Here is a 13,843-nt window from a genome sequence, read left to right as displayed (position 1 = left end):
GCTCCGGCGCCCATTTCCCTATAAGCCCCTTCTAGCCTTAAAGACGTGAGACTGCACGACCGGCCGATGGACACCCGCCATCGGAGCCGGCTTTTCGCGCAGCCTGAAAAGCGGAACCTAGACCATGCCCAAGCGCCAAGATATCAAGTCCATCCTCATCATCGGCGCTGGACCGATCGTCATTGGCCAGGCATGCGAGTTCGACTATTCCGGAACACAGGCCTGCAAGGCGCTGAAGGAAGAAGGGTTCCGGGTCATCCTGGTCAACTCCAATCCAGCGACCATCATGACCGATCCGGGCCTTGCGGATGCAACCTATGTCGAGCCAATCACCCCGGAAGTGGTGGCGAAGATCATCGCCAAGGAACGCCCGGATGCGCTGCTGCCCACCATGGGCGGGCAGACCGCACTCAACACGGCCCTCTCGCTGAAGCGCATGGGCGTGCTCGACCGCTACAATGTCGAGATGATCGGTGCGAAGCCCGCCGCCATCGACATGGCCGAAGACCGCGCGCTCTTCCGCGAGGCTATGGCCCGCATCGGGCTGGAAACGCCCAAATCGATGCTGGCCAACGCCACGGACATCAAGGATGCCGACCGCAAGACGCATGAGGCCGAGCGCAACAAGCTCAAGGAAAGCCTGTCCGGCGCAGCGCTCGACACGGCGCTCGACACGCTGGAAAACGAGTGGAACCTCGGCGAGACCGACCGCAAGCAGCGCTATATGAGCCACGCCATGGCGCTGGCCGCACAGGCGATCGACCAGATCGGCCTGCCCACCATCATCCGTCCCTCCTTCACGCTCGGCGGCACCGGCGGCGGCATCGCCTATAACCGCTCGGAATTCTTCGAGATCGTCTCGTCGGGTCTGGACGCCTCCCCCACCACCGAAGTGCTGATCGAGGAATCGGTGCTCGGCTGGAAGGAGTACGAGATGGAGGTCGTCCGCGACACGGCGGACAACTGCATCATCATCTGCTCGATCGAGAACATCGACCCGATGGGCGTCCACACGGGCGATTCGATCACGGTCGCCCCAGCCTTGACCCTGACGGACAAGGAATACCAGATCATGCGCAACGCCTCGATCGCGGTGCTGCGCGAGATCGGCGTCGAAACCGGCGGCTCGAACGTCCAGTTCGCCGTGAACCCCAAGGACGGCCGCCTTGTCGTCATCGAGATGAACCCGCGCGTGTCGCGCTCCTCGGCGCTGGCCTCCAAGGCGACCGGCTTCCCGATCGCCAAGATCGCCGCCAAGCTCGCCGTGGGATATACGCTGGACGAGCTGGAAAACGACATCACCGGCGGCGCCACGCCGGCCTCGTTCGAACCCTCGATCGACTATGTCGTCGTGAAGATCCCGCGCTTCGCATTCGAAAAATTTCCGGGCGCCTCCCCCGTGCTGACGACGGCCATGAAGTCCGTCGGTGAGGTGATGGCGATTGGCCGCACCTTTGCCGAATCGTTGCAGAAGGCCCTGCGTGGCATGGAAACCGGCCTGACCGGCCTCGACGAGATCGAGATCCCCGGCCTCGACGACGGCAGCGATGGCCGCAACGCCATCCGCGCCGCCATCGGCACGCCGACGCCCGACCGCCTGCGCATGGTCGCCCAGGCGCTGCGCCTCGGCATGTCGGAAGCCGACGTGCATGACGGCTCGAAGATCGACCCGTGGTTCATCGCCCAGCTCAAGGCCATCGTGGACATGGAAGCTCGCATCCGCGAGCATGGCCTGCCGGATGATGCCGGCAACCTGCGCATGCTGAAGGCCATGGGCTTCTCGGATGCGCGCCTCGCCACGCTCTCGGGCAAGCGCCCGAAGGAAGTGGCCGAGAAGCGCAATGCGCTCGACGTGCGCCCGGTCTACAAGCGCATCGACACCTGCGCGGCCGAGTTCGCCTCGCCCACCGCCTATATGTACTCGACCTATGAGACTCCCTTCGTCGGTCAGGCCCGCAGCGAAGCCGGCATCTCAGACCGCAAGAAGGTCGTCATCCTCGGCGGCGGCCCGAACCGCATCGGACAGGGCATCGAGTTCGACTATTGCTGCTGCCACGCCGCCTTCGCGCTGAAGGATGCTGGGTTTGAGGCCATCATGATCAACTGTAACCCGGAAACGGTCTCCACCGATTACGATACGTCCGACCGGCTCTACTTCGAGCCGCTGACGGCCGAGGACGTGATCGAGATCCTGAAGATGGAGCAGACGCGCGGCGAACTCGTCGGCGTCATCGTGCAGTTCGGCGGGCAGACCCCGCTGAAGCTCGCCGAAGCGCTGGAAAAGAACGGCATCCCGATCCTCGGCACCGCGCCCGACATGATCGACCTTGCCGAAGACCGCGACCGCTTCCAGAAGCTGTTGATGAAGCTCGACCTCAACCAGCCGAACAACGGCATCGCCTACTCCGTCGAGCAGGCTCGCCTTGTCGCCTCCGAGATCGGCTTCCCGCTGGTCGTGCGTCCGTCCTATGTTCTGGGCGGCCGTGCCATGCAGATCATCCACTCGGAAAGCATGCTGCAGACCTACCTGCTCGACACGGTTCCCGAGCTTGTGCCGGAAGACATCAAGCAGCGCTACCCGAACGACAAGACAGGGCAGATCAACACGCTGCTCGGCAAGAACCCGCTTCTCTTCGATAGCTACCTCGCAAACGCCATCGAAGTGGATGTCGACTGCATCTCCGATGGCAAGGACGTCTACGTCGCCGGCATCATGGAGCATATCGAGGAAGCCGGCATCCACTCCGGCGACAGCGCCTGCTCGCTGCCCTCGCGCACGCTCTCCAACGACATGCTGGACGAGCTGGAGCGCCAGGCGAAAGCCATGGCGAAGGCGCTGAAGGTCGGCGGCCTGATGAACGTACAGTTCGCGATCAAGGACGGCATCGTCTACGTTCTCGAAGTCAACCCGCGCGCCTCGCGCACGGTGCCCTTCGTCGCCAAGACCATCGGCGCCCCGATCGCCAAGATCGCCGCCCGCGTCATGGCCGGCGAAACGCTCGACCAGTGCTTTGCAGCTTACGGCGGCAAGCCCGACCCGCGCGCGCTCAAGCACATCGCCGTCAAGGAAGCCGTGTTCCCCTTCGCCCGCTTCCCCGGCGTCGATATCCTGCTCGGGCCGGAAATGCGCTCGACGGGTGAAGTCATCGGCCTCGATACCGATTTCGCGCTTGCCTTCGCCAAGGCGCAGCTCGGTGCCGGCGTCGACCTGCCGCGCGAAGGCACAGTCTTCGTCTCCGTCCGCGACGGCGACAAGGACGGCGTTCTCCCGGCCATCCGCATCCTGACCGATATCGGCTTCAAGGTGCTGGCAACCGGCGGCACCGCCCGCTTCCTGGAAGCCAACGGCATCACGACGACGAAGATCAACAAGGTACAGGAAGGCCGCCCGCACATCGAGGACGCCATCCGCAACCGCCAAGTCCAGCTCGTCATCAACACGACCGACAGCAACAAGGCGATCTCGGATAGCAAATCGCTCCGCCGCGCCACGCTGATGCAGAAGGTCCCCTACTTCACCACCATGGCCGGCGCCGAAGCCGCCGCCGCTGCGATCAAGGCGCTCAAAGCCGGCAACCTCGAAGTCCGCCCGCTGCAGAGCTATTTCTGACGCTCTACGGATAAACCCAGACTCACGGAAGAGTTCTGTCTCTTTCTTATCCTGCATTTTTCCGACAGCGAAGCGAACACGCTTCGCTGTCGGAAGCACTCCCGTATCTTCAAGAATATCCATAACCGGAACCACGCACGCCCGCATCGGCGTGCATGACAGCATATCTGCGCGACAAAACGCTTCAAGAATACACGTTTTTCGCGAGGGATAACGTGGAATTAACCACCACAGGAAACAATCGCATCAGGACATCTTAATATTCGAGACGCTTCAGCGGAAAGGTCAGCCGGCATGCACTCCATGACAAACCGGACTGCCGTGCCGGAAACCTGTAGCGAGTTGCATGCTCCCACCGTGGTGGTTCTGTTGCTGCTGACCCTCTCGATCCTGACGGCCATAGCACTCTGGCCACGCGGCCCCTTCTACATCCTCGCCGTCGCGCCGGGCCTGACGCAGATCGAATTGTTCGACGTGCTCGAGAGGGCCGGAGGCCGTTTCGTTGCCGATGGTCCCACCCGCTGGACGGCCTTCGTTTACTCGGATGCGAGCGATTTCGCCGCCCGAGCACGCGTCTCAGGCGCTTTTTTCACCCTTCAAAGTCCCATCCTCTCGATTTGCAGAGAACCGTCATGAACTCAATTCGGACTCTTCGCCTAAAGGTATCACTCGGGATCATCGGCCTGATGTGGCTGAATGTCATCATGGTGTCATTACGCGCGTTCTCGATGGAAGATCCGGCAACGTTCTGGGTTGTCGCCGGCAGCGCCGTCGTTGCGGGTCTCGCGACGCTGGTATGGTTGCAGGATCGCGCCGGAGCGACTGCCGCCGTGGGCGTCAGCGTGGCCAATGCCGGGCTTGTCTGCCTGCTGGTCTACGGCTTCCGCGACTCCAATCTCCAGAGCGACATCCATATGTATTTCTTCGCTGTTCTCGCCATCTGCTCCGCTTTGCTGGAATGGCGCGCGCTCTTGGCCTATGCAGCGGTCGTTGCTGTTCACCACCTGACGCTGTTCTTCACAGTGCCAATGGCTGTTTTCCCAACGAATTCCGGTTTCTCGCGCGTGGTGTTGCACGCACTCGTTCTCTCGCTCGAAACGGGCGTCCTCATCGCCATCGTCGTCATGATGACCCGCGCACTCGTCCGCAGCGAAAACGCCCTGGCGGAAGCCGCGTCCGCGGAACGGGCGACATCGGAAATCGAAGCACGCAGCCGCGCGCACGAACTGTCCACAGTGCGTGAACGCGAGCAGCTCGCCATCGACGCCGACACCACGTTCAAACATCGCCTGCACCATGCCACCGTAGGCATCTCCGACGGAATCCGCAAGCTGGCGGATGGCAATCTGGCTTTCACGATGGACACGCCGTTCGCACCGGAGTTCGAAGCGCTTCGCGGCGATATGAACGACGCGGTCGGGCGTCTGGGCAACGTTCTCCGGGAAGTGTCCGCCGTCGCCACCCGGATCGACGACGGCGCACAGGATGTTGCCGGTGCCGTCACCGACCTGTCGCGACGGACGGAGCGGCAGGCAGGCACAGTCGAGGAAACAGCCGCAGCGCTGGCCGAAATCACCGAAAGCGTCGCCGCATCGGCAAAGCGCACGGAAGAAGCCCGATCGGTTGCACTGCAGGCCAACAAGGATGCGGCGCAATCCTCAGGCGTCGTCGAAAATGCCGAGCAGGCCATGCGTCGCATCGAGGCCAGTTCGCAACAGATTTCCTCGATTATCGTCGCGATCGACGAGATCGCGTTTCAGACGAACCTTCTGGCGTTGAACGCCGGCGTCGAAGCCGCGCGCGCGGGAGAAGCGGGCAAGGGCTTCGCCGTCGTCGCACAGGAGGTCCGCGAACTCGCGCAACGCTCGGCCACTGCAGCCCGTGAAATTAAGAGCTTGATCCAGACCTCCACCAGCGAAGTCGAGACCGGCGTCAAGCTGGTGCGCAACACGGGCGAAGCCTTGAAGACGATCGGCAGTCAGGTGGTGACCATCAACAGCCTGATGGATCAGATCGCTGTCTCCGCCCGCGATCAATCCAGCAGCCTCTCCAGTGTTTCAAGCGCCGTCAACGGCATGGATCAGGTGACCCAACAGAACGCCGCCATGGTGGAACAGACGACCGCCTCCGTCTCCGCCCTCGCGCAGGAGGCCCTTCGTCTGAAGGACATGATCGGTGAATTCAGCCTGACCACGGAGCGACAGCCACGCCGCAGCCAGCGCGCCGCATGACGTCACGGTGAAAGGGCGATCCCCACGCTCATCCATGTCGCCCGAAGAGTGCCGCACTGTCGAGAGAACGACACGCACCAACACAACGACCCGAAGCGCGAAAAATCTGGCTTCCCATCCGCGCTTTCTGCTATAGTTATTGCCTTGATGTTTTGAACGGTTCCGGGGTTGACGCCCCGGATGCCGTTTTATTTTGCTTCGGGCCTGCCTGCGCAGGCCCGGCGCGCACCATGAAGGACGTTGAAATGGTCGAAAAAGTACCGATGACGCAGAGCGGTTTTGCCAAGCTGCAGGAAGAGCTGCGCTGGCGCCAGCAGGAAGAGCGGCCGCGGATCATCGAGGCGATTGCCGAAGCGCGCGCCCATGGCGACCTTTCGGAAAATGCCGAATACCACGCCGCCAAGGAAGCACAGAGCCACAACGAAGGCCGTATCGGCGAGGTTGAGGACTACGTGGCCCGCGCCGAAGTGATCGACCTCTCGAAGATGTCCGGCTCCAAGATCAAGTTCGGCGCCACCGTCAAGCTGATCGACGAGGACACCGAAGAGAACAAGACCTACCAGATCGTCGGCGACCAGGAAGCCGACGTGAAGCAGGGCCGCATCTCCATCTCCTCGCCGATCGCCCGTGCGCTGATCGGCAAGGAAGTCGGAGATTCGATCGAGGTCGTCGCCCCCGGCGGCTCGAAGGCCTACGAGATCCTCGCGATCAACTGGGGTTGATCCCGAACTCACACTGCAACGGCTCCCGACCTCGCGTCGGGAGCCGTTGTGATTCCGGTGGCATGACACCACAGCCGGCATGAATGCGTGGTGGATGACCTGCACCCGCGCGTGACGGATCGCTGCAGTTCCTTTATCCTCACACCATCATGAGCAGGTTTCTGGACATCCGCACCGTCGATATCATCGCTCCGAATTTCAAGAAGCGGCTTTCCGGCGTCACCTCGACCATTGTGCAACTCGTGCCGGTGCAAACCCGCATGGGCGAGCGCATCGCGACGCTCGGCCCCGGCCTGCCGGAAGACCTGCCTGCCATCCGCTTTCGCGATCTTTTCCATCTCCGCCGTCCGCCGGAAGGCCGCACGGCACGCATCTGGCATGCTCGCCGAAATCTCGAAATGCTCCCAGGCATTCTCCTGCGCGATGTGCTCCGCCTACCGCTGAAGCTCTTGTTCACTTCCGCCGCGCAGCGCAAGCATTCGCGTTGGACCAAGGGGCTGATCCGGCGCATGGACGCCGTCGTGGCCACATCGGCCCGCTCCGGAAGCTTTCTCGAAGTCCCCCACACCGTCATCCACCATGGCGTCGATCTTGACCGCTTTCACCCTCCCGCGACCGGCGGACGCGAACCGGCACCGGACGGTCTCGCCGGCCGCCGGCTCGTCGGCTGTTTCGGGCGCGTGCGACCGCAGAAGGGCACCGATCTCTTCGTCGAGGCGATGATCGCGCTGCTGCCAGATCATCCCGAATGGACCGCCGTCATCTGCGGTCGCGTGACCCCCGAGCACGAGGCCTTCGCCGCCGGCCTGAAAACCTCCATCGCCGATGCCGGCCTGTCCGACCGCATCCGGTTCCTCGGCGAGGTCGATGACATCAAGCCGTGGTACCGTCGCGTCTCGCTGCTGGTCGCCCCCTCGCGCAACGAAGGCTTCGGCCTGACGCCGCTCGAAGCCATGGCCTCGGGCGCCGCCGTCGTCGCCTCGGATGCCGGCGCCTATGCCGAGATGATTCGCCCGGGCGAAACCGGTGCGGTCGTGCCCGCCGGCGACGGAGAAGCCCTCACGACGGCGCTCCGCCTCTACCTCCAGGCCCCTGCCCGCGCCACCGCCCACGGCCAGGCCGGCCTCGCCCATGTCCGCGCCGAGTTCGGCATCGAACGGGAGGCGAAAGCGCTGTCGCAGGTGTATGATGGATTGCTGGGCAGAAACGCCCCGCCAGTTTGAACTTTGCCCTTAGCGCAGGCCCACGAGTCTGTCGCTGTAGGGAATACCGATTTTCTGTAGCGCCGACGAAGGCGAATAGTTGACGAAGGTCGATCCCCGCGCCTCGCCGACCGCCTTTGCAAGCCGCATATGTCCAAGGATGCGTCCCTCGGCTTCCGATACGCCCGAAAAGACTGTCTCACCGGGCGTCTCATAGAACCGCGGCTGTGCCGCATTGGCAATGTCGACGCCGATAAAGCCGATAATCCGCGGGCGGCAGAACAGTGCGAACTGAAGCGCCGACACCGCCACGCTCCCACCCTGAAAAACACCCGAAGCCGGGTCGAGCGACACGCCGGAGCGGCTCGGCGCATCCACGGTGACCGCCGACATGCGGGACACGGCGGCAAGATCCCGCCGGTTCTCGCCATAGGGCTTCAGCAGATTGTCGATGAGGATGACAGGCCTCTCGATCAACCAGTCGGGGTCATGCTCCAGAATCGCCCGGATGACGGCTACGGAAAACAGACAGAGAATGCTCGGGTCGAGACCGGCCATGAAAGCCTGGAAATGACGATAGACGAAACGTTCGTCCTCGACGACAAAGGCGAGCGGCTGGGGGATGCGCTCCGGAACCAGCGCGATAGCTCCGTTGAGGAGAAGGGTGCTGCGGTTGACGAGCACGCCGAGATCGGCGTGGCGAACGGACGGTCCCGAGCCGACGATGGTGATGTCGCTGCCTGCAAGATCCGACAGCGCAGACGGCGGCAACAGCGTACCGGCCGGGCGATTGCGGAAGAGGATCGTTCTTTCCGGGCCGTAAGGTGCCGGCTCGATCCGCAGCAATGGCGCCCAATCATAGGCGTGGGCGCGCCGACGACCATAGGCGAGCGTGGCGGCCAGTTTCCAGATCCGGCGGCGAAGCGGTCGATCGGATGCCATTCAGATATCCACCAACCCGACCTTTTTCACCTGGCGGATCGTCAGCATGGTCCGGACCGTGTCCACCTGCTCGTTCGCCGTCAGGTCCTCGATCACGAAGTTCTGGAACGTCGTGAGGTTCTCGGCGACGCAGTGAAGGAGGAAATCGCTGTCGCCATTGACGAGCCACGCCTGCCGGACGAGAGGCCAGGCCGTGGTCGCAGCCGAGAAGGCCTTCAGATTGGCATCCGATTGATGCTTCAGGCCTACCATGCAGAAGGCGACGAGATCGAGGCCCAGCATCGGGCCGTTCAGCACCGTGCGATAGCCCTCGATGATCCCCGTTTCCTCCAGCCGCCGGACGCGGCGCAGACAGGGCGGTGCGGAAATGCCAACTCGAGCGGCAAGCTCCACATTCGTGATCCGTCCATCGGCTTGAAGTTCGCGGAGGATTTTAATGTCGATCTGATCGAGATCGGCGCGCAGCACGGGGGTGACCACCTCTTCTTCGCCTGCACAGCGCGGCACCGTTTCTGGCGCGCTTGGAACGCTGCAGGATATGGCGCTGTCACGCGAGAGACACGATGGCCTGATCGGCCCGGGCACCGACGCGCGGCAGACCCTTCGGGTTCTGCATCATCGCCCCGCTTGGGGCAAGAAGATTTATAAGCCGCCGACGCGGCGTCGCGCGACAGCGGCCGCGCTTCACTTGCGACGGCTGAAAAGATCGATATAAGCCGCCGCCGTCGCCTCTTCCGAGAACTGCCGCATCAAGGTCGCACGCCCGCCCTCCCCGAGTTCGCGGGCGAGAACGGGATCGGCAAGGATCCGGGCGATCGCATCGGCAAACTGGTCCGCATTGTCGATATCGGCAAACAGCCCGTTCTCGCCCTCCTGCATGAACCAGGACGGACCTTCCGAGCGCGAGGACACCACGGGCCGCTTCTGCGCCCAAGCCTCCAGGATGACATTGCCCAGCGGCTCGTGCGACGACGGCATCACAAAGACGTCGGATGCGGCGACATAGGCCCGCGTATCCTTCTGCCAACCGAGGAACCGGGTGCGCCCCTGCATGCCGCGCTCCAGAGCAAGCGCCTCGAGCGCCGAACGCTCCTCGCCATCGCCCGCGATCCAGAGGAAGACGTCGGGCAGTTTCGCGACGGCATCGATAAGGGTGTGGAAGCCTTTGCGCTTCACGAAACGCCCCATCGTCATCACCACAGGCACGCCCTCCGGCGTATCGACCGTGCTGCGCAGCACGGGCTGCACCGGCTCCGTCTTGGTGAAGTTGGAGATGACCTCGACGCCGCGCGTCCAACCGATCCGACGCACATGATCTGCAATGCCCGGCGTGTTGCAGACGAGCACATCCGTGTTCTTGAAATAGCCGAGATGCGTCGGGTAGTCGCCGAGCCGGGACAGGGTAAGGCCGTGGCGATAACGCGGCATCAGCCGGCTGCCTCGCGTTGCCCAGGACATGATGGCGTCCGGTCGTTCCCGCTCTGCCAGCCACTGGACCCGCAAAGGCAATGTCAGCCTGTCGAGCGACATATTGCGAAAATTGCTTTCGATGATCCGGGCATGGGGCGCGATATCCACACGCCATTTTCGATCCCGCCGAATGACCGTCGTCTGCTCGACGCCGCGACGCCCGAGAGCACCGACGAGGTGCACGAAAAACATCTCGGCTCCCCCATCTTTTCCGAAGTGGAAGTGGAAAACTTTCATGATGCTGGGATTACCTGTTCTGCGAATCGTCGAGATTGGCGCGGTAGCGAAGAGCGTGCCGCTGGTGGAGCTTTGCCTGGGTCAGGAAGGAGTAGACCGCACCGGTCATGGCCTCGATGAAGCCGGAGGTGCCGCAGCGCCAGAGACCGCTCTTCAGATAAAGCCGGAGAAAATAGATTGGGGGCGAGAAAACCAGACTGAGCGCCTTCGGACGCCGGCCGGTATTGTAGGCCTGATCGGCCTTCAGCGTGGAGTAGTGGTTTTCCTTGAGAATCTGCTCGTCCATCGGCAGCGGACGGTAGTGCAGCAGGCTGCCGGTCCGAGCATTGCGCACGGTCCCATCCGCCGAGATCCCCTCATGCACCGCCTGGCTGAGATCGTAGGCGCCCTTGCCGCGCCGCACGAGCCGCAGGTTCTTGCGCTCGCGGACATGCGGCGGCGTGAAACCATGGCCGATGAGGTACGGCCGCCTTGCGACCCTCCACGCAACCACGTCGGGCTCCGCATTCAGAAGCCTCGGCAAGGCTGCGCGGAGCGGCCCGTCCAGCCGCTCGTCGGAATCGACGTTCAGGCACCAGGGCTGCGTACATTGTTCGAGCGCGAACTGCTTCTGCCCGGCATAGCCCCGCCATGCCTCCTCGAAGAGGCGGATGGGCCAGCCTGCGGCGATATAGCGGCGGATGAGCGGCAAGGTGCCGTCGGTCGAACCGGAATCAACGATGACGATCTCTGCACATCCGGCAAGACTCTCGATGCAGTTCTCGAGATAGGCTTCCTCATTCTTGCAGATGATGAACACGGAAAGGGCAAGCGGCGGTGCCTTGGGGGTAAGTTCTATTCTGCTGTGCATCATGTCTCGACCATCGACGGCTTCCGGCGTGGGGATCGAGACACATGATAAGCGCCCCGGACCGATGGCGCACGCTAAAAGAAAACTCTCTAAATTACTAATGTTTAATTATCCGTCGATAGAACGCCCCAGCATTGGCAGTCTCAGCGCCCTTGGGCCTACCTGCTTGCACCGGGCGAATGCGCTTGATCCGCCGCCGGAGGGTCGAAAAGCCGGTATCGTCGACAATCAAATGTGGTAATCCTGTCCCGCGCACTTGAAACCGCTTGACCCTCATACCTACACTGAGCACTTCTGCCGTTATCAAAATCGCCCGTTTCGCGCGCATGCTCCGGAAACCGGGCTTGAGACCGCGCCCAAGGATACGCCATGACGTCCCGCCACACCAAACTCCTCATCATCGGCTCCGGCCCGGCCGGCTACACCGCCGCCATCTACGCCGCACGCGCCATGCTGAACCCCGTTCTCATCGCCGGCATGGAACAGGGCGGCCAGCTGATGATCACCACGGATGTGGAAAACTATCCGGGCTTCGGCGATCCGATTCAGGGCCCCTGGTTGATGGAGCAGATGCTGAAGCAGGCCGTGCATGTCGGCACGGAGATCGTCAACGACCTCGTGACGTCGGTGGACGTCTCGGTCCGCCCTTTCCGCCTGACGACCGATAGCGGCACCGCCTGGACGGCCGATACCATCGTCATCGCGACAGGCGCCAAGGCCAAGTGGCTCGGGATCGAAACGGAAGAGACCTTCAAGGGCTTCGGCGTCTCCGCCTGCGCGACCTGCGACGGCTTCTTCTATCGCAACAAGGACGTCATCGTCGTCGGCGGCGGCAACTCCGCCGTCGAGGAAGCCCTGTACCTATCGAACCTCGCGAAAACCGTGACCGTCGTGCATCGCCGCGACCACTTCCGGGCCGAACGCATTCTGCAGGAGCGCCTGTTCGCCAAGCCGAACGTGAAGATCGTCTGGGACCACGAGGTCGCCGCCTATACCGGCACGCCACCGAAGCCGCCCATGCCCGCCTCCGTCACCGGCGTCACGCTGCGCAATACGCGGACGGGCGAGACGTCGGACATGCCGATCGACGGCGTCTTCGTGGCCATCGGCCACGCGCCGGCAACCGAGCTCTTCAAGGGCAAACTGCGGCTGAAGCCGAACGGCTACCTCTGGACGGCACCCGATTCGACCGCAACCGATGTCGAAGGCGTGTATGCTGCCGGCGACGTGACCGACGATATCTACCGGCAGGCGATCACGGCAGCCGGAATGGGCTGCATGGCAGCGCTGGAAGCCGAGAAATTTCTGGCGGGTCATATGCCCGTCGCAATTGCAGCCGAGTAGACGCTGCGAGAGAACGAGGCATCACTGATGGTGCCATGTGGGAACGAAAGAAGCGCCGGATGAGGGGAAGCAGCACCGCTTTCCCTTGCAGGCGTTGAGTGGGGGACGGAATGCCGCTTGACTGGGATAAACTGCGCATCTTCCATGCGGCGGCGGAAGCAGGTTCCTTTACCCATGCCGCCGACAAGCTGCATCTGTCCCAGTCCGCCATCAGCCGTCAGGTCTCATCGCTGGAACAGGATGTCGGCATCAAGCTTTTCCACCGCCACGCCCGCGGCCTGATTCTCACGGAACAGGGCGAGATCCTGTATCGCACGGCCCATGAAGTGCTGATGAAGCTGGAAAGCGTGAAGGTCCTCCTGACGGAAACGACCGACAAGCCATCCGGCAAGCTGCGCATCACCACCACCGTCGGCCTCGGCCAGGGCTGGCTGACGGACAAGGTGCAGGAATTTCTGGCGCTTTATCCCGATATGTCTGTCCAGCTCATCCTCGACAACGAGGAGCTCGACGTGAACATGCGTCATGCCGACTGCGCGATCCGTCTCCGCCAGCCGCAGCAGTCGGACCTGATCCAGCGCAAGCTGTTCACGGTGCACATGCACCTCTACGCGGCCCCCTCTTACATCAACAAGCATGGCGAGCCGCAGTCGATCGAGGACCTCGACAACCATCGCATCATCACCTTCGGCGAACCGGCGCCGAACTATCTTCTCGATGTGAACTGGCTTGCGATCGCGGGGCGCGACAGCGACAATCCGCGCGGTTCGCACCTGCAGATCAATAGCCAGACCTCGATCAAGCGTGCCTGCCTGCTCGGCATCGGCATTGCCATGATGCCGGACTACATCGTCGGGCGCGATCCCGGCCTGATCCAGCTGCCCATCGGCGCCGATATCCCGTCGTTCGATACGTATTTCTGCTATCCCGACGAGCTGAAAAATGCGGCAAAACTGAAGGTCTTCCGGGACTTCATCGTCTCCAAGGCGCGCAACTGGAATTTTTAGCCTCGCGTTTTAGCAGTGCCGAAATTTCAGCCAACCGAAATCCCTATCTCAACATCCTGTTAATGTTACGCTTCTTCGTCGGCGATACGCGGCCTAGAAGAGCTATGCATTTACTTTGCTCGAAACTTAAGCAGAGATGCGCCTTACGCATGGCTGATGTGCATATAAATTGATTGCTGGCCGCCTAAGAAACGATCATACCGACCACAGCTGATGCATCTTTGGTGG

The 13,843-nt window shown here is 62.6% G+C and carries 11 protein-coding genes; 7 read left to right on the top strand and 4 right to left on the bottom strand.

Features of this window, described 5'->3' with window-relative positions:
- The first annotated feature begins 124 nt into the window (after positions 1-124).
- The 5 genes from carB (at position 125) to C8J33_RS01645 (ending at position 7,786) form a co-directional block, all read left to right on the top strand.
- Positions 125-3,610: a carbamoyl-phosphate synthase large subunit gene (gene carB / locus C8J33_RS01665; protein ID WP_110799304.1), complete on the top strand. Its 3,486-nt coding sequence runs from the start codon at positions 125-127 to the stop codon at positions 3,608-3,610.
- Positions 3,611-3,904: 294 nt separating this feature from the next.
- Positions 3,905-4,246, top strand: a complete 342-nt coding sequence (locus C8J33_RS01660; protein ID WP_132447620.1) for a hypothetical protein — start codon at positions 3,905-3,907, stop codon at positions 4,244-4,246.
- Positions 4,243-5,841 (top strand): methyl-accepting chemotaxis protein, encoded by a 1,599-nt coding sequence (locus C8J33_RS01655; protein WP_132662841.1) that lies wholly within the window; start codon positions 4,243-4,245, stop codon positions 5,839-5,841. The genes C8J33_RS01660 and C8J33_RS01655 overlap by 4 nt, the downstream gene beginning before the upstream one ends.
- 245 nt (positions 5,842-6,086) lie before the next feature.
- Positions 6,087-6,563: a transcription elongation factor GreA gene (gene greA, locus C8J33_RS01650; protein ID WP_062592294.1), complete on the top strand. Its 477-nt coding sequence runs from the start codon at positions 6,087-6,089 to the stop codon at positions 6,561-6,563.
- Positions 6,564-6,712: 149 nt separating this feature from the next.
- Complete coding sequence (locus C8J33_RS01645; protein ID WP_132662840.1) at positions 6,713-7,786, top strand: glycosyltransferase family 4 protein; 1,074 nt, start codon at positions 6,713-6,715, stop codon at positions 7,784-7,786.
- A gap of 9 nt (positions 7,787-7,795) precedes the next feature.
- On the opposite strand, the gene C8J33_RS01640 is transcribed toward C8J33_RS01645, so the two are convergent.
- The 4 genes from C8J33_RS01640 to C8J33_RS01625 form a co-directional block, all read right to left on the bottom strand.
- Entirely contained in the window at positions 7,796-8,707 is a 912-nt protein-coding gene (locus tag C8J33_RS01640) for a glycosyl transferase (RefSeq protein ID WP_132662839.1), read from the bottom strand.
- A complete protein-coding gene (locus C8J33_RS01635; RefSeq protein ID WP_110728578.1) occupies positions 8,708-9,175 on the bottom strand; it encodes an Lrp/AsnC family transcriptional regulator in 468 nt (155 codons plus the stop codon).
- A gap of 216 nt (positions 9,176-9,391) precedes the next feature.
- Positions 9,392-10,414, bottom strand: coding sequence for a glycosyltransferase (locus tag C8J33_RS01630; protein WP_132662837.1), 1,023 nt, complete (start codon positions 10,412-10,414; stop codon positions 9,392-9,394).
- 10 nt (positions 10,415-10,424) lie between these two features.
- Complete coding sequence (locus tag C8J33_RS01625; protein WP_132662836.1) at positions 10,425-11,264, bottom strand: glycosyltransferase family 2 protein; 840 nt, start codon at positions 11,262-11,264, stop codon at positions 10,425-10,427.
- 369 nt (positions 11,265-11,633) lie between these two features.
- Between C8J33_RS01625 and trxB the strand changes: the two genes are divergently transcribed.
- Positions 11,634-12,608, top strand: coding sequence for a thioredoxin-disulfide reductase (gene trxB, locus C8J33_RS01620; protein WP_110728302.1), 975 nt, complete (start codon positions 11,634-11,636; stop codon positions 12,606-12,608).
- Between the two features lie 110 nt (positions 12,609-12,718).
- A complete protein-coding gene (locus C8J33_RS01615) occupies positions 12,719-13,615 on the top strand; it encodes a LysR family transcriptional regulator VtlR (protein ID WP_110799311.1) in 897 nt (298 codons plus the stop codon).
- Positions 13,616-13,843 lie beyond the last annotated feature (228 nt).

Source organism: Rhizobium sp. PP-CC-3G-465 (assembly GCF_004343445.1).
Taxonomy (GTDB): Bacteria; Pseudomonadota; Alphaproteobacteria; order Rhizobiales; family Rhizobiaceae; genus Ferranicluibacter; species Ferranicluibacter rubi.
Note: the sequence above shows the minus strand (reverse complement) of the source record. Positions and strands in the feature narration are given on the sequence as shown.